General features: G+C 69.6%; 21 protein-coding genes. 4 read left to right on the top strand and 17 right to left on the bottom strand.

What is annotated here, in order from left to right:
• Positions 1-16: 16 nt before the first annotated feature.
• The 3 genes from ACYVO7_RS14315 to ACYVO7_RS14305 form a co-directional block, all read right to left on the bottom strand.
• A complete protein-coding gene (locus ACYVO7_RS14315) occupies positions 17-364 on the bottom strand; it encodes a cupredoxin domain-containing protein (RefSeq protein WP_460450497.1) in 348 nt (115 codons plus the stop codon).
• A complete protein-coding gene (locus ACYVO7_RS14310) occupies positions 364-918 on the bottom strand; it encodes an iron transporter (RefSeq protein ID WP_460450496.1) in 555 nt (184 codons plus the stop codon). The genes ACYVO7_RS14315 and ACYVO7_RS14310 overlap by 1 nt, the downstream gene beginning before the upstream one ends.
• Positions 919-994: 76 nt before the next feature.
• Complete coding sequence (locus ACYVO7_RS14305; RefSeq protein WP_460450495.1) at positions 995-1180, bottom strand: hypothetical protein; 186 nt, start codon at positions 1178-1180, stop codon at positions 995-997.
• Between ACYVO7_RS14305 and ACYVO7_RS14300 the strand changes: the two genes are divergently transcribed.
• Entirely contained in the window at positions 1179-2135 is a 957-nt protein-coding gene (locus tag ACYVO7_RS14300) for a DMT family transporter (RefSeq protein ID WP_460450494.1), read from the top strand. The genes ACYVO7_RS14305 and ACYVO7_RS14300 overlap by 2 nt on opposite strands.
• Positions 2136-2139: 4 nt before the next feature.
• Here the strand turns inward: ACYVO7_RS14300 and ACYVO7_RS14295 are convergent, their stop codons facing one another.
• The 4 genes from ACYVO7_RS14295 to ACYVO7_RS14280 all read right to left on the bottom strand — a co-directional run bounded on the left by ACYVO7_RS14295 (position 2140) and on the right by ACYVO7_RS14280 (position 6214).
• The gene (locus tag ACYVO7_RS14295) at positions 2140-4329 is read right to left on the bottom strand and encodes a TRAP transporter permease (RefSeq protein ID WP_460450493.1); all 2190 of its coding nucleotides are present in this window, start codon (positions 4327-4329) and stop codon (positions 2140-2142) included.
• A gap of 40 nt (positions 4330-4369) precedes the next feature.
• Positions 4370-5353, bottom strand: a complete 984-nt coding sequence (locus tag ACYVO7_RS14290; protein ID WP_460450492.1) for a TAXI family TRAP transporter solute-binding subunit — start codon at positions 5351-5353, stop codon at positions 4370-4372.
• Positions 5354-5480: 127 nt separating this feature from the next.
• On the bottom strand, positions 5481-5948 hold the full coding sequence (locus ACYVO7_RS14285) for a YbhB/YbcL family Raf kinase inhibitor-like protein (RefSeq protein ID WP_460450491.1): 468 nt from the start codon (positions 5946-5948) through the stop codon (positions 5481-5483).
• 8 nt (positions 5949-5956) lie between these two features.
• Positions 5957-6214 carry a YgaP family membrane protein gene (locus ACYVO7_RS14280; RefSeq protein ID WP_460450490.1) on the bottom strand — a complete coding sequence of 86 codons (258 nt, stop codon included), beginning with the start codon at positions 6212-6214 and terminating at the stop codon, positions 5957-5959.
• A gap of 228 nt (positions 6215-6442) precedes the next feature.
• On the opposite strand from ACYVO7_RS14280, the gene ACYVO7_RS14275 reads away from it, so the two are divergent.
• Positions 6443-7279: an aldo/keto reductase gene (locus ACYVO7_RS14275; RefSeq protein ID WP_460450489.1), complete on the top strand. Its 837-nt coding sequence runs from the start codon at positions 6443-6445 to the stop codon at positions 7277-7279.
• A gap of 117 nt (positions 7280-7396) precedes the next feature.
• Here the strand turns inward: ACYVO7_RS14275 and ntrC are convergent, their stop codons facing one another.
• Genes ntrC through dusB form a run of 3 tightly spaced genes read right to left on the bottom strand, consistent with a single transcriptional unit; the run spans position 7397 to position 11040 of the window.
• On the bottom strand, positions 7397-8848 hold the full coding sequence (ntrC, locus tag ACYVO7_RS14270; RefSeq protein WP_460450488.1) for a nitrogen regulation protein NR(I): 1452 nt from the start codon (positions 8846-8848) through the stop codon (positions 7397-7399).
• Between the two features lie 18 nt (positions 8849-8866).
• Positions 8867-10006, bottom strand: coding sequence for a two-component system sensor histidine kinase NtrB (locus tag ACYVO7_RS14265; protein ID WP_460450487.1), 1140 nt, complete (start codon positions 10004-10006; stop codon positions 8867-8869).
• Positions 10003-11040 (bottom strand): tRNA dihydrouridine synthase DusB, encoded by a 1038-nt coding sequence (dusB, locus tag ACYVO7_RS14260; RefSeq protein WP_460450486.1) that lies wholly within the window; start codon positions 11038-11040, stop codon positions 10003-10005. Before dusB ends, ACYVO7_RS14265 begins: the two co-directional genes overlap by 4 nt.
• A 156-nt stretch (positions 11041-11196) precedes the next feature.
• Between dusB and ACYVO7_RS14255 the strand changes: the two genes are divergently transcribed.
• On the top strand, positions 11197-12429 hold the full coding sequence (locus ACYVO7_RS14255; RefSeq protein ID WP_460450485.1) for a bifunctional 2-C-methyl-D-erythritol 4-phosphate cytidylyltransferase/2-C-methyl-D-erythritol 2,4-cyclodiphosphate synthase: 1233 nt from the start codon (positions 11197-11199) through the stop codon (positions 12427-12429).
• Positions 12426-12917: a CinA family protein gene (locus ACYVO7_RS14250; RefSeq protein ID WP_406858147.1), complete on the top strand. Its 492-nt coding sequence runs from the start codon at positions 12426-12428 to the stop codon at positions 12915-12917. Before ACYVO7_RS14255 ends, ACYVO7_RS14250 begins: the two co-directional genes overlap by 4 nt.
• Positions 12918-12924: 7 nt before the next feature.
• Here ACYVO7_RS14250 and ACYVO7_RS14245 read toward each other — a convergent pair whose 3' ends face one another.
• From ACYVO7_RS14245 to ACYVO7_RS14215, 7 genes are all read right to left on the bottom strand, one after another.
• Positions 12925-13404, bottom strand: coding sequence for a type II toxin-antitoxin system RatA family toxin (locus ACYVO7_RS14245; RefSeq protein ID WP_460450484.1), 480 nt, complete (start codon positions 13402-13404; stop codon positions 12925-12927).
• Positions 13405-13411: 7 nt separating this feature from the next.
• Positions 13412-14371, bottom strand: coding sequence for a lipoyl synthase (gene lipA, locus ACYVO7_RS14240; protein ID WP_460450483.1), 960 nt, complete (start codon positions 14369-14371; stop codon positions 13412-13414).
• A gap of 165 nt (positions 14372-14536) precedes the next feature.
• A complete protein-coding gene (locus tag ACYVO7_RS14235; RefSeq protein WP_460450482.1) occupies positions 14537-14827 on the bottom strand; it encodes a GlsB/YeaQ/YmgE family stress response membrane protein in 291 nt (96 codons plus the stop codon).
• A gap of 18 nt (positions 14828-14845) precedes the next feature.
• Entirely contained in the window at positions 14846-16285 is a 1440-nt protein-coding gene (gene lpdA, locus ACYVO7_RS14230; RefSeq protein ID WP_460450481.1) for a dihydrolipoyl dehydrogenase, read from the bottom strand.
• Between the two features lie 99 nt (positions 16286-16384).
• Positions 16385-16639, bottom strand: a complete 255-nt coding sequence (locus ACYVO7_RS14225; protein WP_460450480.1) for a hypothetical protein — start codon at positions 16637-16639, stop codon at positions 16385-16387.
• An 87-nt stretch (positions 16640-16726) separates the two neighbouring features.
• Positions 16727-18181 (bottom strand): pyruvate dehydrogenase complex dihydrolipoamide acetyltransferase, encoded by a 1455-nt coding sequence (locus ACYVO7_RS14220; protein ID WP_460450479.1) that lies wholly within the window; start codon positions 18179-18181, stop codon positions 16727-16729.
• Between the two features lie 13 nt (positions 18182-18194).
• The gene (locus tag ACYVO7_RS14215) at positions 18195-19634 is read right to left on the bottom strand and encodes a pyruvate dehydrogenase complex E1 component subunit beta (RefSeq protein ID WP_460450478.1); all 1440 of its coding nucleotides are present in this window, start codon (positions 19632-19634) and stop codon (positions 18195-18197) included.
• Positions 19635-19714 lie beyond the last annotated feature (80 nt).

The following is a 19714-nucleotide window of genomic DNA, read 5'->3' as shown; positions in this document are numbered from 1 at the left end:
GCCAGCCTCTCGCGGGTCATTGGGCCACCAGCACGGCCGGCGGCGCGTCGGGGTGGAAGTCGTCGAAGAAGTCGTACTCGCCCGGCTCGAGGGTGCGGATCACCAGCGTGGAGCTCGCGCCCGGCGCCAGTACCTTCTCCTTGCGCAGATCCTTGCTCTCGAACTCGGCCGGCGACCGCCCCACATTGCGCAGCTCCAGCACGATCCGCCGTCCCGCCGGCACGACCAGGCGCTGCGGCGTGACCGTCCCGTCGGCGAATTCGATGCGAAAGCTCGGATCGTCGGCCGCCAGGGCCCCGCCCGCGATCGCCGCCGCGAAGGCGGCGCCGGCGGCGAGGGCGACGTTGTAGGCGCGGGCGCGCATCAGTAGGCGCCCTTCTTTCCGGCGCCCGCATAGACGAAGTCGTACTCGACCGTGAAGGTCTTGAACCAGGGGCCGACGCCCGTCTCCTTGTCGACATGGCGCCCGAAATGCGCGTGCGCGTTCTCGCCCGGCGGCGAGACCGTCAGCTTGAGGCGGTACCTGCCCGGACCCTTGAGCTTGACGTTGTCGCCGTAATGGGGGCCGTCATTGGCCACCATCGGCATGAACTCGCCCTTGATGGGCGCGCTGTCGCCCTCCTTGGAGAGCTCGTAGGCGACGCCGAGAAAGGGCACCCAGTCCCCCTGCGCGAAGCCGTTCCGGTTGTCCTTGGCGGCCTTGATGTCGGCCTCCAGATGCACGTCGGAGTCCTTGGCGTCGCGCATCATGCCGGGCGGATCCATCTCGATCGGCTGCAGATAGACGGCCGCGACCTCCATCCCGCCCTGCGACTGCGGCTTGCCGATCGGGTACTCCTTGGCCTGCGCGGCGCCGACCGCCAGCGCCGCCGCCACTCCCGCAAACCCCGCCGCCGCGCGCCGCATGTTGGTCTCCATCTGTTTCGACGATCCGATGCGGGCAGCAACTACGGGCTCTGCGCAGCGACGTCAATCAGTATTCGCATGTTTAAAATCATTCCAAGCTGCAGTTTTGAAGAATTCTGAAATACAATATCGATCCACAGACGGGAGAGAAGAAGATGTAATCCTGCTTCTCCGGCGCCGCACGACGCCGCGCGCAACCATCACTCTGCGGCATGCCTGGCATCACGAGGTCTGCTTTGTCGCGGGCGAAGCCGCCCGGTAGCATGCCGGGCATGAACGCCGCTCCCCGCCCCCTGCCGACGCCGGCTCTCCCACCCGCCGCGCCCGCGGCCGAAGCCCACCGCCCGGCGGGGCTGTCCGGCTACGACATGGCGCTCTACGCCACGGTCGTGTTCGCCTGGTCGACGAGCTGGATCGCCCTGAAGTGGCAGCTGGGGGTGGTCAGCCCCGAGGTGTCGATCATGTGGCGGTTCGCCATCGCCAGCGTGATCATGTTCGCCTGGGCGGGGATGTCCGGCGCGCGCCTGCGCTATCCGCCGGCCATGCACCTGCGCTTCCTGGCGCTCGGCCTGCTCATCTTCGGCTTCAACTTCGTCAGCTTCTACTATGGCGGGCTGTCGACACCCTCCGGGCTCCTGGCCGTGGTCTTCTCCACCGCCTCCCTGTTCAACATGCTGCTGGCCTGGCCCATCCTGGGCCAGCGCATCGAGGGACGGGTCGCCCTCGGGGCGGCGCTGGGGCTCGGCGGCGTCTTCCTGATGTTCGCGCCCCGCCTCTTCGGCGCGAGCTTCGACGCCGCCGCGGCGCTGGGCCTGGGGCTGTGCGTCTTCGGGACGCTGCTGTTCTGCTCCGGCAACATGCTGTCGGCCTGGATCCAGAGGAGCGGCGTGGCCGTCATCCCGGCGACCGCCTGGGGCATGCTCTACGGCGCGCTCTCGCTCGCGGCCTTCGCGGCCGCCAAGGGCGACCCCTTCGTGGTGGAGCCCACGGCGAAATATGTCGGCGGCTTGCTGTGGCTCTCGACCGTGTCGTCCGTCATGGCCTTCGTCGCCTATCTGACGCTGCTCGGGCGCATCGGCGCGGCGCGGGCCGGCTACTCCACCGTGATGTTCCCGGTCTTCGCGCTGCTCATCTCGACGGTGGCGGAAGGCTACCAGTGGACGGCGCCGGCCGCGCTGGGCCTGGCGCTCGTCATGGCCGGCAACGTGCTGGTCCTGCGCCGGCGCTGAGCGTCTACGCCTCGGCGCGCCGCGGCGCCGACGAGGCCGCGCGACGTCTCAACTGCAGCAGGAACACCGGGCTCGCCAGCGCCAGCCCGGCCAGCGTCGAGCCGAGCCCCGGCGCGATCGTGGGCAGCGCCGCCACCACGAGCAACGCCCTCTCCCACCCGCGCAGCGGCGCCAGCATATAGGCGCTGAAGGCCGCCGAGAGCATTACGATGCCGGCCATGCAGCCGAGCGTCGTGACCGCGAAGTCCGTCCAGGTGAAGCCCTGCGTGACGATCAGCATGGACGGGCCGTAGACGAACACGAAGGGCACCAGCGCCTTGCCGAGCGCGAGCCGGAAGGCGGTGTTGCCGGTGCGGAACGGGTCCGCCCCCGCCATGCTGGCGCCCGCATAGGCGGCGAGCGCCACGGGCGGCGTGATGTCGGCCAGCACGCCGTAATAGAACACGAAGAAATGCGCCACGATCGGGGCCACGCCCAGCATGCCCAGGGTCGGCGCCGCCACCGTCACCATGATGATGTAGGTCGCCGTGGTGGGCACGCCGCAGCCCAGCAGGATGCACACGACCGCGGTGAGCACGAGCGTGAAGAACAGGGTCGCGCCGGCCGGGGTGAAGACCCCCGTCGGCAGCACGGAGAGCACGGCCCCGCCCATCTGCCCGGCGAGCTGGGTGACGATCCAGGAGATCTTGAAGCCGACGCCGGTCAGCGTCACCACGCCCACGATGATCCCGACCGTGGCGGCCGCAGCGCCGACCGAGATGGCGTATTTCGCCCCCACCACGAAGGCGTCGCCGATGTCCGCCACCCTGTCGCGCCGCTCCCCTCCCGACGTCCAGGCGTGGACGAGCAGGACGGCGACGGCCGCGGCCATCGGGCCGATGAACCACCAGGTCGTCAGCAGGCCCGTGAAGACCGCCGCCACGATGGCCGCGAAGGCGCCGACCGTGATCGCGGACGAGCGCCCGACGCCCACGATCATGCAGGACGTGATGCCCCAGAACGCCGCCAGATAGGGCGTGTAGCCGCTGAAGAGCACGAGCAGCAGCACGGCCAGCGGCGTCACCGTCCGCCATCCCTCGCGGATGGTCCTGGCCGGGTCGGGCAGCTCCTCGCGGGTGAGCCCGCGCATGCCCTTCTTCTTCGCCTCGAAGTGAACCTGGCAGAACACCCCGAAGAAATGCATGAAGGCCGGCACGATCGCGGCCAGGATGATGGTCGAGTAGGAGACGCCCAGGAACTCGATCATCAGGAACGCCGCCGCGCCCATGATCGGCGGCGTGATCTGGCCGCCCGTCGAGGCGGTCGACTCCACGGCGGCGGCGAAGTGCTTGGGATAGCCGAGCCGGATCATCGCCGGGATCGTCAGCGAACCCACCGTGACGGTGTTGGCGATGGACGATCCCGAGATCATGCCGAACAGGGCCGAGCCGAAGATCGCCACCTTGGCGGGGCCCCCGGCGTAGCGGCCAGCGACCCAGGACGCGAGATCGATGAAGAGCTTGCCGAGCCCGATCCGCGTCGCCAGCACGCCGAACAGGACATAGTGGAACACATAGGTGGCGACGACGCCGAGCGCGACGCCGTAGACGCCCTGGCTGGTCAAATAGAGGTGGTTGACGAGCCCCGCCCAGCTCGCGCCAGGATGCTTGAAGATCCCCGGCATCGCGGGGCCGAAAAAGGCGTAGACCATGAGGCCGACCGCGATCAGCGGCAGGGCCAGCCCGACCGAGCGTCGCGTCGCCTCCAGCAGCACCACGATGAGCAGCGTGCCCATGACGACGTCGGCGGACGACGGATTGCCGACCCGGAAGGCGAGCTCGTGGAAGATCCACGGCACGTAGAGGCTCGCCGCGACGGCGGCCAGCATCATCGCCCAGTCGACCAGCAGGATGCCGCCCGGCCGGAACCAGGCGTGCGGCGCGAGCCGGTCCTGCTGGCTCGGCCGCGCGGCGAAGACCAGGAAGATGAGCCCCAGCACGAACGCCATGTGGACGCCGCGATGGGTGGTCTCGGGCAGGAGCCCGAAACCCGCCGTGTAGTAGTGGAAGCAGGACAGCGTGAAGAGCAGCGCCCCGACCAGGAGCGCCGTCCCCGACAGAAGGGGCCGGAAGCGAATCTCGGGGTCGAAGGTCTCCTCGAGCTTCAGCGGATCCAGTTCGAGACCCGCCGTCGCTCCATCTACGCGCTGCTTCACCCGCCGCCCCGTCCCGCTCTCGTTGACTGGAAGTCCGCCCTTACTTGAGCAGGCCGGCCTCGCGATAGAACTTCTCCGCGCCCGGATGCAGCGGAACGCCCGCGCCGGCCAGGGCCGTCTCCTTGCGGATCATCTTGCCCTTGGCGTGCCCCGCGTCGAGGGCGGCGCGGGTCTTGTCGGCCCACAGCGCCTTGGTGACCTCATAGACGACGTCCGGCGCGATCTTCGCCGAGGTCACCCACTGGGCGCCGACGGCCAGCGTCTTGGCGGCGTCCGCGCCCTTGTAGGTCCCGGCCGGGATCTCGTCCTCTGCGAAGAACGCGTACTGCTTTCGCAACTCGTCCACCTGCGGCCCGACGATGGGCACGATGTCGACGCCGCCGCCCGTGGCCGCCAGTTCGGCGATGGCGCTGGTCGGATAGCCGCCCACGAACACGAAGGCGTCGAGGGAGCCGTCGCGGATCTTGTCCGCGGCCTGGTTCGGCTTGACGTATTCCGGCTTGATGTCGCTTTCGGAGATGCCGAACGCCTTCAGGATGATGCGCGCGTCCACCAGCGTGCCGGAGCCGGGCTCGTCGAGCGAGACGCGCTTGCCCTTGAGATCGGCGATCGACTTCACCTTGGCGGACTTGCCGGCCACGAAGTGGATGCTCTCGGGGTAGAGATTGGCGATGAGGCGCAGGTCCTCGGCCTTCGGCTTGCCCTCGAACAGGCCCGTGCCCGAATACGCCCAGGCGGCCACGTCCGCCTGCGTGAAGCCCGATTCGAGCTGCCCGCTGGCGATGCCGTTGATGTTGGCGACCGACCCGTTGGAGGCCTGCGCGGTGAGGATCAGGTTGGGAGGGTTGGAGATCGCGTTCGCGATCATGCCGCCGACCGGATAGTAGGTGCCGGCCGTTCCGCCGGTTCCGATGCGGAAAAAGGTCGGGCCCTGCGCGAAGGCGCTGCGGGACTGAAGCGCCGCGACGGACAGGCCTGCGGCGGCCAGCCGGGCCACGTCGCGGCGGGTGAACTCCCTCGTCATCCATCTCTCCCTGTGCGGCGCGCCGCGGCCCTCGACATGGGCCCGCACCAAGGGCGCGCAGCGGGAGATTACAGGGTTGTCGGACGGCGTCCATGGCGTCGGGCCTGCGGACCCGCGCGTCCGCCTCTTACAGAGGCGTCCCCATGTAAAGGCCGATCAACTCGACCTCCGCCAGCCGCATGGCGCGCGCCTTGCGCCACATCTCGAGAGCGTCGCAGCCATTGTCGAGGCCCAGAGTCGGCTCCGGCAACGCGATCAGCCGGAAATAGTAGTTGTGGACGCTGCCCTCCTCCGGCGGCTGCGGGCCGTCATAGGCGGCCCGGCCGAAGCCGTTCACCGCATGCTTCATGCCGGGCGGCGCGACCGCGGGGTCGTTCCCGGCGGCCTCCGGCAGATGCGTCTCGGCGAAGTCGAAGGCCGCCCAATGGACGAAGTCGTCGGCGTCCGTGTCCTGCACGAGGAGGGCGAAGCTGCGCGTCCCCTCGGGCGCGCCCTGGATCACCAGCGGCGGCGAAATGTTCTCGGAGCGGCGGGTGAACCGCACCGGAATCGCCTGCCCGTTGGTGAAGAGCGGGCTCGTCATGAAGAAGCTCATGGCGCGCCTCAGCCCCGTCCGAGCGACGGCGCGTCGTCATGGGTGGTGTCGACGCCCAGCGCCGCATAGGCCGGGCAATGGCCGCCCACGCCGCGCGCGATCAGGACGGCGCCCAGCACGGCCCGCATCGCGCCGAAAAGGCTGCCGCTGCGCAGCCCGTCGAGCACGATGAGCGCGCCTCCGATGGTCGACAGCGCACGCTCGGTGCTCCCGACATTCACGGCGCTCGCGCCTTTGCTGGAGAAAGAATCTGCGATGTCGCTCATGATGGCCTCTCCGGGATGGATTCGAACGTCGGGTTCGACAGCAAACCGGGGAGCCTCGGGGGTCGTTCCGCCGGACGCCGTTTTTTTGGCGCTGCGACCTCCACAGTTCCGACACACGGGTGTTGCGCCTTCGGGGGTGGGTCGCGGCAACCTTGCGTGCCGGACCGAATTGGTTGGGACGAGCGGGCCCGGTTCCCGGGCCGCCACATCCGTGCATCGGAGGACTTGATGATCCGCACCCTCATGCTCCCGGACGGAACGCAGGTTCCGAATCTCGGCATGGGCACCTGGCGGATGGGCGAGCGGCCGGAGCGGCGGCGCTCCGAGATCGAATCGCTGCAACTGGGCGTCGAACTCGGCATGACGCTGGTCGACACCGCCGAGATGTATGGCGAAGGGCGCACCGAGCAGCTGCTCTCCCAGGCCCTGCAGGGGCTGCGCAAGGAGGTCTTCCTCGTCAGCAAGGTCTATCCCCACAACGCCTCGCGCAGCGGGGTGGCCAAGGCTTGCGAGGGCAGCCTGCGGCGGCTCAACACGGATTATCTGGACCTCTATCTCCTGCACTGGCCGGGGGCCGTCCCCATCGAGGAGACCATCCGGGGCTTCGAGGACCTGCGCGCCGCGGGCAAGATCAGGGCCTGGGGCGTGAGCAACTTCGACAGCGACGAGATGGACGAGCTGGCGGGCGCGCCGGGCGGAGACGCCTGCGCGGTCGACCAGATCCTCTACAACCTCGTGCGCCGCGGACCCGAATTCGAGCTCATGCCCAAGCTGGCCCAGAGCCGCATCCCGGTGATGGCCTACAGCCCCATCGAGCAGGGATCGCTGCCGCGCACGGGCGCGCTGAACGCGGTGGCCCGCAAGCACGGGGTGTCGCCGTTCCAGATCGCGCTCGCCTGGGTGATGCGCCGCCCGGACGTGATCGCGATCCCGAAGGCCGGCACGATCGAGCACGTGCGCGAGAACCGCGCCGCGGCCGACCTCACCCTGGACTCCGAGGATCTCGCCGCGATCGACCGCGAATATCCCCCGCCGCGGCGCAAGCGTCCGCTGGACATGCTCTGACCCGACGAGGCCGCCGCCCCCGCGGGCTTGCCCCGCCGAGCGGGCTGGCCCGCCAAGCGGGCGTGGCCCGCCAAGCGGGCGTGGCCCGCCAAGCGGGGTTTCCCCGCCAAGCGGGCGTCACCGGGTGGTGCGGATCACCTGGATCTCCAGGTCGCGGATCTTCTTGCGCAGGGTGTTGCGGTTCAGCCCGAGCAGCTCGGCCGCCTTGATCTGGTTGCCCCGGGTCGCCGACAGGGCGGCGCCGATCAGCGGCTCCTCCAGGTCCCGCAGGACGCGGTGGTAGAGCCCGGGCGGAGGCAGGTCTCCCTTGAACTGCGAGAAATACTTGCCGAGATGCCGCTCCACCGAGGCCATCAGGGTGTCCTCGTCGATCGGGGCGTCCGCCTTCAGGATCGGCGTGGACGAAAGGCTCGGCTCGGCCAGCTCCGCCTCGATCAGCGGTTCGGTGATCGTCTCCTGCGGGTAGAGCGCCGCCAGCCGGCGGATCAGGTTCTCCAGCTCGCGCACGTTGCCGGGCCAGCGGTACCGCTTCATCCGGTCGAGCGCCGCCGCGTCGATCTGCTTTCGCGGCAGCCCCTCCTTCTCCACCATGGTGAAGAAGTGCCGCGCCAGGTCCGGGATGTCCTCGGAGCGCTCGCGCAGCGGCGGCAGGCGCAGCGGCACGACGTTCAGACGGAAGAACAGGTCCTCGCGGAACAGCCCCTGCTGGATGGAGATCCGCAGGTCCTTGTTGGTGGCCGCCACGATCCGCACATTGGTGCGGATCGGCGTGCGCCCGCCCACCGTCGTGTATTCGCCCTGCTGCAGCACGCGCAGGAGCCGCGTCTGCGCCTCCATGGGCATGTCGCCGATCTCGTCCAGGAAGAGCGTGCCGCCCTCGGCCTGCTCGAAGCGGCCTGAGGCGCGCTGCATCGCGCCCGTGAAGGCCCCCTTCTCGTGGCCGAAGAGCTCGCTCTCGATCAGGTCGCGCGGGATCGCCGCCATGTTGACGGCCACGAACGGGCCCTTGCGGCGCTTGCCGTAGTCGTGCAGCGCCCGGGCGACCAGCTCCTTGCCGGTCCCGGACTCGCCCGTGATCATCACCGTGAGGTCGGTCTGCATGAGCCTGGCGAGCGCCCGGTAGATCTCCTGCATGGCCGGGGAGCGGCCGACCAGCGGGATGTCCTCGGGCTGCTCGGGCTCGTGGGCGAGGGGCGCGCCCTTGGGCCGCGACAGGGCGCGGGCGACGATCGCCATCAGCTCCTTCAGGTCGAAGGGCTTGGGCAGGTATTCATAGGCCCCGCGCTCGGAGGCCTTGATGGCCGTCATGAAGGTGTTCTGCGCGCTCATGACGATGATCGGCAGGTCGGGGCGCAGCTTCTTGATCCGCGGCAGCACGTCGAAGGCGTTCTCGTCCGGCATCACGACGTCGGTGACCACGAGGTCGCCCTCGCCGGCCGCCACCCAACGCCAGAGCCCGGAGGCGGTCCCGGTTGAACGAACTTCGTAGCCAGCCCGCGCAAGCGCCTGATTCAAAACGGTCCGGATCGCGGCATCGTCGTCAGCGACGAGGATAGTGCCACTCGGCATCGATCACCCTTTGTGTTGTCAGGCCCGGCCGTCGCGCGCCACATGCATCGGCATGAGGGCGCGGAAGGTCGTCCTGCGGGGCAGGGAGTCGCATTCGACGACGCCCCCGTGGTCCCCAACGATCTTTGCAACCAAAGCAAGACCGAGGCCACTCCCGCTCTGCTTGGTGGTCACGAAGGGATCGAACAGGTGGCGGGCGAGATCCTCCGGCACGCCCGGGCCGTTGTCGCGCACGCAGAATTCGAGCGGCAGGCTCACCCGCTCGCGCGTGCCCGGAACCGTCATGCGAACGCCGGGCCGGAACGCCGTCGTGAGCTCGATCTCGCCGTCCACCGCGTCGGGCCCGATGGCCTCGGCGGCGTTCTTCACCAGGTTCAGGAACACCTGGATGAGCTGGTCGCGGTTGCCCATCACGGGCGGCAGGGAGGGATCATAGGTCTCGATGAAGCGGATATGCCTCGCGAAGCCCGAGACGGCGAGCCGCTTCACATGCTCCAGCACGGCGTGGATGTTGACCGCCTCGCGCTCGAGGGGCCGGCCGTCGGCGAAATCCTCGAAGCGGTCGACGAGCTTCACGATCCGGTCCGTCTCCTCGCAGATCAGCCGCGTGAGGGTGCGGTCGGCGTCGTCGACGGAGGTCTCGAGCAGCTGCGCGGCGCCGCGGATGCCCGACAGCGGGTTCTTGATCTCATGCGCCAGCATGGAGCCCAGCGCCGAGATGGAGCGGGCGGCTCCGCGATGGGTGAGCTGCCTGTCTATTTTTTCAGCAAGTGTCCGTTCTTGCAGCATAAGCACGACCTGCGGGTCGGCCTCGCCGGCCGCCGCCACGAAGACGTCGACGATGCGCTCGCTGCCGATGCGCGGGTTGCCGATGTCGACGCGGTACTCATTCATGCTGCCGCTGCGTCGGCGCGCCTCGTCGACGAGTGACAGGATCGGCGAGCCGAAGGGCAGCAGGTCCGCCAGCCGATGGCGGCGGAGCATCACCCGGCTCATGTCGAAGAAGAACTCCGCCGCGGCGTTGGCCTCGACCACCTGGTTGTCTTCGTCGACCAGCAGCACCGGCAACGGCAGGACGTTCAGGATGGCGTCGCCGCGGCTCGCAGAGGCGGCGGGTCCTTCGCGACGGCGGCCACGGGCCAGGGCGGTGAGGTTCATGCGGCTTCGTCCATCAGGGGTGACTCGAAAACGGAATGCAGGGCCGCGGCGACCAGCGCCGGATTCTCGGCCGTGACCAGCGTGCTGCGCAGATCCGGCCGCACCGCCCGGCCCTCGCGGGCGAGATCGTCCGCATAGGCGGCCAGGTGCTTGCGGGCGTGCCGGACGCCGACCCGCGCCCCGTAGGCGCTGAGCAGGCTGTCATAGTGCTCCATCGCGGCGTCGCGCCTCACCTCCAGCGGCGGTTCGGCGACGTCGTCGCCGCCCGCCTCGAGCGCGCGGGCGATGGCGCCGACGAGCCACGGGCGGCCGACCGCCGCGCGCCCCACCATGACGCCGTCCGCGCCCGAGCGCTCCAGCATGGTCCGGGCGTCCTTCAGCCCGTTGCAGTCGCCATTGGCGATCACCGGAACGCGGACAGCCTGCTTGACGGCCCGGATCGCCGACCAGTCCGCCTCGCCCTTGTAGAACTGGCAGCGCGTGCGCCCATGGACGGTGATCATCCGCACGCCGGCGTCTTCCGCGCGGCGCGCGAGTTCGGGAGCGTTCCGGGTGGCGTCGTCCCAGCCGAGCCGCATCTTCACCGTCACCGGGATGCGCACGGCCGCGACCGTCGCCTCGATCAGGCTCAAAGCATGGTCGAGGTCGCGCATCAGGGCCGAGCCCGCCAGGCCGCCCGTCACCTTCTTGGCGGGGCAGCCCATGTTGATGTCGACGACGGACGCCCCGGCGCCCTCCGCGATGCGGGCGGCCTCGGCCATCCAGTGGGGCTGCCGGCCCGCCAGCTGCACGACATGGGGATCGATGCCCGCCCCTTCGGCGCGCAGCAGCGCCTCGGCCGACCCGCGGGCGAACTCGTCTGACGCGACCATCTCGGACACGACCAGCGAGGCGCCGAAGCGCCGGGCGATGCGCCTCAGCCCGGCGTCCGTGACGCCCGACATAGGCGCGAGCGCGACGCAGCCGTCCAGCGCGACGGGTCCGATCGCCAGGGGAGCCCTTCTTGGTTGCACGGTTTTTGTGCACTCGGTCATAATGCCTGCATAGTAGCCAATTATTGCAGTGCAGCAAGCCGGGATGAGCCCGACTGCGTCAGGACATCGCACATGTCGCCACGCCAGCAGGGCGCTCATGGCCCGAGCGGCGCGGCGTGCGTTGACCCGCGATCCAAATCGCGTCATTCGAGGCTGATGTCCAGCCGCGCGCCTCTCGCCGTCATCATCGTGGCCGCCGGGCGGGGGGAACGCGCCGGGGCCGGCCGGCCCAAGCAGTTCCGCCCGGTCGCCGGCGTCAGCCTGCTCGCCCGCAGCATCGCCGCGATGGCGGCGGCCTGCCCGCAGGCCGACATCCTGTGCGTCATCGGCGAGGACGACCGGGCTGCGTACGACCAGGCCCTGACGGAGCTTGCGCCGGACTGGGCCGGGCGGCTGCTGGAGCCCGTCGCCGGCGGACCGACCCGCCAGGCCTCCGTCCGCAACGGCATGGAGGCGCTGGCCCAGGCGCCGGAGCCGCCGTCTTACGTCCTCATCCATGACGCAGCGCGGCCCTTCGTCCCGCCGGACCTCGTGGCCCGCATCCTCGCCCAGACCGAGGCCACCGGCGCCGCCGTCCCCGGCACGCCGCTGGTCGACACCGTCAAGCGCGTGGCCGCCGACGGCCGCGTGCTCGACACCCCTGTCCGGGCCGAACTCAGCGCCGTGCAGACCCCGCAGGGCTTCGGCTTCGCCCCGCTCCTGGACGCGCACCGCCTCGCCTTCGCGGCCGGCCGCGACGACCTCACGGACGACGCCGCGGTCGCCGAGTGGGCCGGCATGGTGGTGCATGTGGTCGAGGGCGCGCCGGAGAACGTCAAGATCACCCGCCCGGAGGACTTCGAGGCGGCCGAGCGGCGGCTGTCGCCCGCCCCGCGGATGCGCGGCGAGACCCGCGTCGGGCTGGGCTACGACGTGCACGCCTTCGAGCCGGGCGACGCGGTGATCCTGGGGGGCGTCGCCATCCCGCACGAATTCGCGCTGAGCGGCCATTCCGACGCCGACGTCGTGCTGCACGCCATCACGGACGCGGTGCTGGGCGCGATCGCGGACGGCGACATCGGCGACCATTTCCCGCCCTCCGATCCGCAGTGGAAGGGCGCCTCGTCCGACCGTTTCCTCGCCTTCGCGGTGGACCGTGTGCGGGCGCGCGGCGGCCGGCTGGTCCATGTCGACGCCACCGTGGTGTGCGAGGCGCCGCGCATCGGCCCTCATCGCGACGCCATGCGCCAAAGCATCGCCGCCATCTGCGGCCTGCCGGTCGGGCGCGTCGCCGTCAAGGCAACCACGTCCGAACGCCTCGGCTTCACCGGCCGCCGCGAGGGCGTCGCCGCCCAGGCGGTCGCCACCGTCCTGCTGCCCGAAGAGGCCGACCCGACGGAGGACGCATGATCCCGCACGACATCGAGAACCGCGCCGCGGCCGTCCTCGCCCATTTGCGAACGCGCGGGCTGAAGCTGGCGACGGTGGAATCCTGCACCGGCGGCCTCGTGGCGGGCGCGCTCACCGCCGTCCCGGGCTCCTCCGACGTGGTGGAGCGCGGCTTCGTCACCTATTCCAACGAGGCCAAGACGGAGCTCGTCGGCGTCCCGGCGGAGCTGATCGCCCGCCACGGCGCCGTCAGCGAGCCCGTCGCGCGCGCCATGGCGCAAGGCGGCCTCGCCCATTCGCGGGCGGACGTGGCCGTGGCGATCACCGGCGTGGCCGGGCCCGGCGGCGGCACGGACGCAAAGCCGGTCGGCCTCGTGCACTTCGCCGCGGCGCGCCGGGGCGGGGCGACGGTCGCCCTGGAGAAGCGTTACGGCGATCTCGGCCGGGCCGGCGTGCGGGAGGCCGCCCTGCGCGACGCGCTCGACCTCCTGGAGGACGCCGGCCGCTGAACGGGCGTCAGGCCTGCGGCCCGGCGGCGACGCGCTGCGCCGGTCCATAGACCACGTCGGCGCGCTCCTCGAACGCCTCGGCGAACTTCCGGAAGGCGCGCTCGAACATCGCCCCCATGAGCAGGCCCAGCGTCCGGCTGCGGAACTCGTAGGTGATGTAGAACTCCACGACGCAGCCGTCGGGCGCGGCCTGGAACGACCAGCGGTTCTCCAGCATGCGGAACGGGCCGTCGATATATTCGACCAGGATCTTCAGCCGGGGCCGGTCCAGGGTGACGCGGCTCGTGAAGGTCTCGCGGATCGCCTTGTAGCCGACCGTCATGTCGGCCACGAGCACCTCCACTCCCTCCCCGCTCTGCGCCTTGCGGCGGACCTTCAGGTCCTCGCAGAGCGGCAGGAACAGCGGGTACTTCTCGACGTCCGCGACCAGTTCGAACATGTTCGCCGGCGTGTGGCGCACCCGGCGCGTGGTCCTGAAGGACGGCATCGCGGGGTCAGGCCCCGAGCCGCGCGACCCGGGCCGCCTTGAGCCTGGCGAAGTCCTCGCCCGCGTGATGCGACGAGCGCGTCAGGGGCGACGCAGAGACCAGCAGGAACCCCTTGCTGGCCGCGATCGTCTCGAAGCTCTTGAACTCGTCGGGGGTGACGAACCGCATCACGGGATGGTGCTTGCGCGTCGGCTGCAGGTACTGGCCGATGGTGAGGAAATCGACCTCGGCCGAGCGCAGGTCGTCCATGAGCTGCAGCACCTCGTTCCGCTCCTCGCCGAGCCCGACCATGATGCCGGACTTGGTGAAGATCGTGCGGTCGAGCTCCTTCACCCGCTGCAGCAGGCGGATGGAGTGGAAGTAGCGGGCGCCGGGACGCACGGTCAGATATTTGGACGGCACCGTCTCCAGATTATGATTGAAGACGTCGGGCCGGGCCGCGACCACCACCTCGAGCGCGCCCTCCTTGCGCAGGAAGTCCGGCGTCAGCACCTCGATCGTGGTCAAGGGGCTGCGGGCCCGGATGGCGCGGATGACCTGCGCGAAGTGCTCGGCGCCGCCGTCCGCGAGGTCGTCGCGGTCGACAGACGTGATCACGACATGCTGCAGGCCGAGCTTGGCGACCGCGTCGGCGATCTTGGCGGGCTCGTCCGCGTCGAGCGCGCCCGGCATGCCGGTCTTCACGTTGCAGAAGGCGCAGGCCCGCGTGCAGGTGTCGCCCATGATCATGAAGGTGGCGTGCTTCTTCTCCCAGCACTCGCCGATATTGGGGCAGCCGGCCTCCTCGCACACCGTGACGAGCTTGTGCTCGCGCACGATGGCGTTGGTCTCGGCCCATTTCGGCGAGCCGGGCGCCTTCACGCGGATCCAGTCGGGCTTGCGCTGCACCGGCTGGTCCGGGCGATGGGCCTTCTCCGGATGGCGGGGACGAGCGTCCTTGTTCAACAGGTCCAGGAGAACGGCCATTCTGCAAGCTCCTCGCGGTCTGGCCGCGCTGGCTAGGGAGGTAGTCACTTTTGACAGGCGCGGCAAGGTTCGGCGGCCTGGCGCCATGGTCGCATGGGCTCAGGTCCGGCTTGCTCTCCGCCGTCATCCCCGGCGGCGCGGAGCGCCAGGTTGACGGGAGACCGTTCAGTACCCTTGCGGCTGGCCCCGGACTTTGCGCCAGATCCACAAGACCAGCACCGCGCCGATCACCGCCGCCACCAGCGTGCGGAAGAAGCCGAACACCGGCACGTTCATGAGCTCGGCGATCTTCCCGCCGACGAAGCTGCCCGCGATGCCGACCAGCAGGTTGGTGAAGAGCCCATGCCTCGACTCGGTGATCTTCTCCGCGATCCAGCCGGCGAGCACGCCGACCAGCAGCATGGTGAAGAAGCCCATGTTCGGGTTGCCGAGAGCCGAATAGGTGGTGGAGTCCATGGCCGTCCCCCGATCTGGCTAGACGTGAATCACCCGCCCATACGCGTCGAGCACGCTCTCGTGCATCGTCTCCGACAGGGTGGGATGCGGGAAGACCGTGTGCATGAGGTCTTCCTCGGTCGTCTCCAGCCCCATGGCGACGACGAAGCCCTGGATCAGCTCGGTGACTTCCGCGCCGACCATATGGGCGCCCAGCAGCTTGCCGGTCTTGGCGTCGAAGATGGTCTTCACCAGCCCGTCGGGCTCGCCCAGCGCGATGGCCTTGCCGTTGCCGATGAACGGGAAGCGGCCGACCTTGACGGCGAAACCCTGCTCCTTGGCCTTGGCCTCGGTCAGGCCGACGCTGGCGATCTGCGGGTTGCAATAGGTGCAGCCCGGGATCTGCAGCTTGTCCATGGCGTGCGTGTGCAGGCCCTTGATGGTCTCGACGCAGATGACGCCCTCGTGCTCGGCCTTGTGGGCCAGCATCGGCGGACCGGCGACGTCGCCGATGGCGTAGACGCCCGGCACGTTGGTGCGGCCCATGCCGTCCGTGACGATGCTGCCGCGGTCGAGCTTCACGCCCAGCCCCTCCAGGCCGAGCCCTTCCGTGTTGCACACGACGCCGACGGCCGAGATGAGCCGCTCGGCCGTGATGGACTGGGATGCGCTTTTCTCGTCCTGGATCGTCGCTGTGACGCTGTCGGCGGCCTTTTCGACCTTGGTCACCTTGGCGCCGGTGAGGATCTTGATGCCCTGCTTCTCGAAGCGCTTGCGCGCCAGCGCGGCGATCTCGGCGTCCTCCACGGGCAGCACCTGCGGCAGCACCTCGACCACCGTCACCTCGGCCCCCATGGTGCGGTAGAAGGAGGCGAACTCGATGCCGATGGCGCCGGAGCCCATCACGATCAGCGACTTCGGGAAAGTCGCCGGGTTCATGGCCTCGAAATAGGTCCAGATCAGCTTGCCGTCCGGCTCGATGCCGGGCAGAGCGCGCGGCCGGGCCCCGGTCGCCACGATGATGTGCTTGGCCTTGTAGGTTCCGTGCCCGAGCGTGCCCTTGGGCACGGGGTTCTGCGGCTGAACGACCGGCTTGGTCGACGGGCCGACAACGACCTCGCCCTTGCCGAGCTTGGCCTCGCCCCAGATCACGTCGACCTTGTTCTTCTTGAGCAGGAATCCGACGCCCTGGTTCAGCTGCGCCGAGATCCCGCGCGAGCGCTTCACCACGCCGGCGAGGTCGAAGCCGGGCTTGCCCTCGATGGTCAACCCGTAGGCCTGCGGGTGCTGCATGTAGTGGTAGATCTCGGCCGACCGCAGCAGCGCCTTGGTGGGGATGCAGCCCCAGTTCAGGCAGATGCCGCCCAGGTGCTCACGCTCGACGACGGCCGTCTTGAACCCGAGCTGCGCCGCCCGGATGGCGGCGACGTATCCGCCCGGCCCGCCGCCGATGATGATCACGTCATAGGTGTCGGCCATGCTATTCCCCAGTCCATCCGCCGGTTGCCCCTGAGCGACGGGGCTTTACCCACTTAATCCAGCCCGGCTCGTTCGGCCGCGTGTTCGCCAGTATCGGCGCTAGCCCTTGGGCGATGTGATGATCTCGACCCCTTGCTCAAGAGTGGCGAGACGCTCTTCGAAATCGCCCAACACGATCTTCGACATCAGGGTGTCGGTCGTCATGGCCTGCCGAAAGCTTTTCTGCGCGGCCTCGATCTTGATCAGACGCTCCTCGACGCGGCCGAGACGACTATCGACGGATTGAAAGCCCGTTTTCATCTCGTCGCGCAATTCTCTGAGAAGCGGCAGGATCATGTCTTTCGGCTCCGTCATGGCAATCTCCGTCGGTGATGAAATGGAACAGTGGAAAAACCACGCTCCATGATCACATCGGGAGACCTTGGGCCAAAGTCAAACCTCTCACACCAGCATCGCCATCGGGTTCTCGATCAGGTCCTTCAGCGCCGCGATGAGCTGCGCGCCGAGGGCGCCGTCCACGGCGCGGTGATCGCAGGACAGCGTGATGCTCATCACGGTCGCGACCGCCAGCTCGCCCTTGCGGACGACGGCGCGCTGCTCGCCCGCGCCCACCGCCAGGATGGTGGAGTGCGGCGGGTTGATCACGGCCGTGAAGTCCTTGATGCCGAACATGCCGAGGTTGGACACCGCCGTGGTGCCGCCCTGGTATTCCTCCGGCTTCAGCTTGCGGTCCTTGGCGCGGGCCGCGAAGTCCTTCATGGCCTTGGCGATGGCCGAGAGGGTCTTCTCGTCGGCCTTGCGGATGATGGGCGTGATCAGGCCGTTGTTGGGCAAAGCCACAGCCACGCCGACATCGGCGTTCTTGTGCTTCAGCATCGCGCCTTCCGTCCACGTCACGTTGGCGTCCGGCACGCGCATCAGCGCCATGGCGAGCGCCTTGATGACCATGTCGTTGACCGACACCTTCCAGGCCGGCGCGCCGTCCTTGCCCTTGGGCGCGGATGAATTGACCTGCTCGCGCAGCTTCAGCAGCGCGTCGATCTCGCAGTCCATGGTGAGGTAGAACTGCGGCACCGTCTGGCGGGCCTCGGTGAGGCGGCGCGCGATGGTGCGGCGCATGCCGTCATGCGGGATCTCCTCGTAGCTGCCGGGCTCGAAGAGCTTCTTGACGGCCTCGTCGGAGGCGCCGGCAGGGGCCGGGGCCTTGGCGGCGGGAGCGGCGGCGGCCGGCGCCGGAGCGGCGGACGGCTGGGCCGCCGGAGCGGCCTTGGCGGTCCCGCCTTCCATGGCGGCGCGCACGTCGCGCTCCACGATGCGGCCGTGCGGGCCGCTGCCCTGAATCCGGCCGAGATCGAGCCCGCCCTCCTTGGCGATCCGCTTGGCCAGCGGCGAGGCGAACACGCGAGCGCCGTCCGGCTTGTCGGCGGCCTTGGGCGCCGGAGCTGCGGGAGCGCCGGCCGCCGGCGCGCCGGCGTTGAAGGTTTCGGAAGCGCGGGCCTCCGTGGCCGCCGCGGCGGAACTCGCCTGGGGAGCCGAGGCCGCCTCGGCCGATGCGGCCGGGGCCGCGGCCGTCACCATGTCGGTCGCGTTCTGGGGCGACTTCGCGCCGGGCGCGGAGGCGCCGCCGCCGGCCGCGACCGCCTTGGCGTCCTCGCCCTCGGCGGCGATCAGCGCGATCAACTCGTTGACCGGCACGTCGGCGGTGCCCTCCGGCACCACGATCTTGGCCAGGATCCCCTCGTCGACCGCCTCCACCTCCATGGTGGCCTTGTCGGTTTCGATCTCGGCGATCACGTCGCCGGACTTGATCGCGTCGCCTTCCTTCTTGAGCCACTTGGCGAGGTTGCCCTTCTCCATCGTGGGAGAGAGGGCCGGCATCAGGACGTTGATGGGCATGGGCGCTCTCCGCTCAGCGATATGTCACGGCGCGGCAGGCCTCGATGACCTCGGCCACCGTGGGAAGCGCGAGCTTCTCGAGATTGGCCGCGTAGGGCATCGGAACGTCCTTGCCGGTGATGCGCTTCACGGGCGCGTCCAGGTAGTCGAACGCCTTCTCCATGATCTGCGCCGAGATCTCGGCCCCGACGCCCGACTGGGGCCAGCCCTCCTCGACGGTGACGCAGCGCCCGGTCTTCATCACCGAGGCCAGGACCGTGTCGATGTCCATGGGACGGATGGTGCGCAGGTCGATCACCTCCGCGTAGATGTGCTTCTTGGCGAGTTCCTCGGCCGCCTTGAGGGCGTAGGTCATGCCGATCGAGAAGGACACGATGGTGACGTCCTTGCCCGGCCGCGCGATGCGCGCCTTGCCGATCGGGATAACATAGTCGTCCATCTTGGGCACGGGCGAGGACTGCCCGTAGAGGATTTCGTTCTCCAGGAACACGACCGGGTTGTTGTCCCGGATGGCGGCCTTGAGCAGGCCCTTGGCGTCGGCCGCGTTGGAGGGCGCGATCACCTTCAGGCCCGGCACCTGGCTGTACCAGGCCGTATAGTCCTGGCTGTGCTGGGCGGCGACGCGCGCCGCGGCGCCGTTGGGGCCGCGGAACACGATGGGGCAGCCCATCTGGCCGCCCGACATATAGAGCGTCTTGGCCGCGGAGTTGATGATCTGGTCGATCGCCTGCATGGCGAAGTTGAAGGTCATGAACTCCAGCACCGGCCGCAGGCCGGTCAGCGCCGCGCCGACCGCGACGCCCGTGAAGCCGTGCTCGGTGATCGGCGTGTCGATGACGCGACGGGCCGAGAACTCCTGCAGGAGGCCCTGCGTGATCTTGTAGGCGCCCTGGTACTCGGCGACCTCCTCGCCCATGACGAAGACCTTTTCGTCGCGGCGCATCTCTTCCGCCATGGCGTCGCGGAGCGCTTCGCGCATGGTCGTGGAGACCATCTCGGTCCCGGCCGGGATCTCGCCGGAGGCGTCATAGGCGCCCTGCGTCGGCGAGGCGGGAGCGGCCGGAACGGTCGCAGGCGCGCTCGGCTCGGGGGCGCGCTCCTCCTTGGGCGGGGCCGGCGCCGCGTCGGTCGCGGCGTTCACGGCCGCGACGTTGGACTGCGCGGCGGCCGCCGGCGAGCCCCCGCCTGCGGCCGCGGCCGCCACGTCCTCGCCGTCGGCGGCCAGGACGGCGATCTTCTCGTTCACGGGAACGTCGGCGGTGCCGGCCGGGACCAGGATCTTGGCCAGGACGCCCTCGTCCACCGCCTCGACCTCCATGGTGGCCTTGTCGGTCTCGATCTCGGCGATGATGTCGCCGGACTTGACCGTGTCGCCCTCGTTTTTGAGCCACTTGGCGAGGTTGCCCTTCTCCATGGTGGGAGACAGAGCCGGCATCAGGATGTCGATCGGCATGGTCGGGCGATCCCCGTGAAAGTGGTGGTCGAGCGCTGGCGCAGGGCCGCCCCAGGGCGGCGCCTCGCGCGACGGCGGGA

This window comes from Alsobacter sp. SYSU BS001988, from assembly GCF_054796215.1.
This window is presented reverse-complemented; position numbering and strand designations above follow the sequence as displayed.

What these genes read in the sequence shown, in the direction of transcription:
- ACYVO7_RS14315 (WP_460450497.1), bottom strand. Translation starts at nt 364, where the DNA reads ATGCGCGCCCGCGCCTACAACGTCGCCCTCGCCGCCGGCGCCGCCTTC.
- ACYVO7_RS14310 (WP_460450496.1), bottom strand. Translation starts at nt 918, where the DNA reads ATGGAGACCAACATGCGGCGCGCGGCGGCGGGGTTTGCGGGAGTGGCG.
- ACYVO7_RS14300 (WP_460450494.1), top strand. Translation starts at nt 1,179, where the DNA reads ATGAACGCCGCTCCCCGCCCCCTGCCGACGCCGGCTCTCCCACCCGCC.
- ACYVO7_RS14305 (WP_460450495.1), bottom strand. Translation starts at nt 1,180, where the DNA reads ATGCCCGGCATGCTACCGGGCGGCTTCGCCCGCGACAAAGCAGACCTC.
- ACYVO7_RS14290 (WP_460450492.1), bottom strand. Translation starts at nt 5,353, where the DNA reads ATGACGAGGGAGTTCACCCGCCGCGACGTGGCCCGGCTGGCCGCCGCA.
- ACYVO7_RS14285 (WP_460450491.1), bottom strand. Translation starts at nt 5,948, where the DNA reads ATGAGCTTCTTCATGACGAGCCCGCTCTTCACCAACGGGCAGGCGATT.
- ACYVO7_RS14280 (WP_460450490.1), bottom strand. Translation starts at nt 6,214, where the DNA reads ATGAGCGACATCGCAGATTCTTTCTCCAGCAAAGGCGCGAGCGCCGTG.
- ACYVO7_RS14275 (WP_460450489.1), top strand. Translation starts at nt 6,443, where the DNA reads ATGATCCGCACCCTCATGCTCCCGGACGGAACGCAGGTTCCGAATCTC.
- ntrC (WP_460450488.1), bottom strand. Translation starts at nt 8,848, where the DNA reads ATGCCGAGTGGCACTATCCTCGTCGCTGACGACGATGCCGCGATCCGG.
- ACYVO7_RS14265 (WP_460450487.1), bottom strand. Translation starts at nt 10,006, where the DNA reads ATGAACCTCACCGCCCTGGCCCGTGGCCGCCGTCGCGAAGGACCCGCC.
- dusB (WP_460450486.1), bottom strand. Translation starts at nt 11,040, where the DNA reads ATGACCGAGTGCACAAAAACCGTGCAACCAAGAAGGGCTCCCCTGGCG.
- ACYVO7_RS14255 (WP_460450485.1), top strand. Translation starts at nt 11,197, where the DNA reads ATGTCCAGCCGCGCGCCTCTCGCCGTCATCATCGTGGCCGCCGGGCGG.
- ACYVO7_RS14250 (WP_406858147.1), top strand. Translation starts at nt 12,426, where the DNA reads ATGATCCCGCACGACATCGAGAACCGCGCCGCGGCCGTCCTCGCCCAT.
- ACYVO7_RS14245 (WP_460450484.1), bottom strand. Translation starts at nt 13,404, where the DNA reads ATGCCGTCCTTCAGGACCACGCGCCGGGTGCGCCACACGCCGGCGAAC.
- lipA (WP_460450483.1), bottom strand. Translation starts at nt 14,371, where the DNA reads ATGGCCGTTCTCCTGGACCTGTTGAACAAGGACGCTCGTCCCCGCCAT.
- ACYVO7_RS14235 (WP_460450482.1), bottom strand. Translation starts at nt 14,827, where the DNA reads ATGGACTCCACCACCTATTCGGCTCTCGGCAACCCGAACATGGGCTTC.
- lpdA (WP_460450481.1), bottom strand. Translation starts at nt 16,285, where the DNA reads ATGGCCGACACCTATGACGTGATCATCATCGGCGGCGGGCCGGGCGGA.
- ACYVO7_RS14225 (WP_460450480.1), bottom strand. Translation starts at nt 16,639, where the DNA reads ATGACGGAGCCGAAAGACATGATCCTGCCGCTTCTCAGAGAATTGCGC.
- ACYVO7_RS14220 (WP_460450479.1), bottom strand. Translation starts at nt 18,181, where the DNA reads ATGCCCATCAACGTCCTGATGCCGGCCCTCTCTCCCACGATGGAGAAG.
- ACYVO7_RS14215 (WP_460450478.1), bottom strand. Translation starts at nt 19,634, where the DNA reads ATGCCGATCGACATCCTGATGCCGGCTCTGTCTCCCACCATGGAGAAG.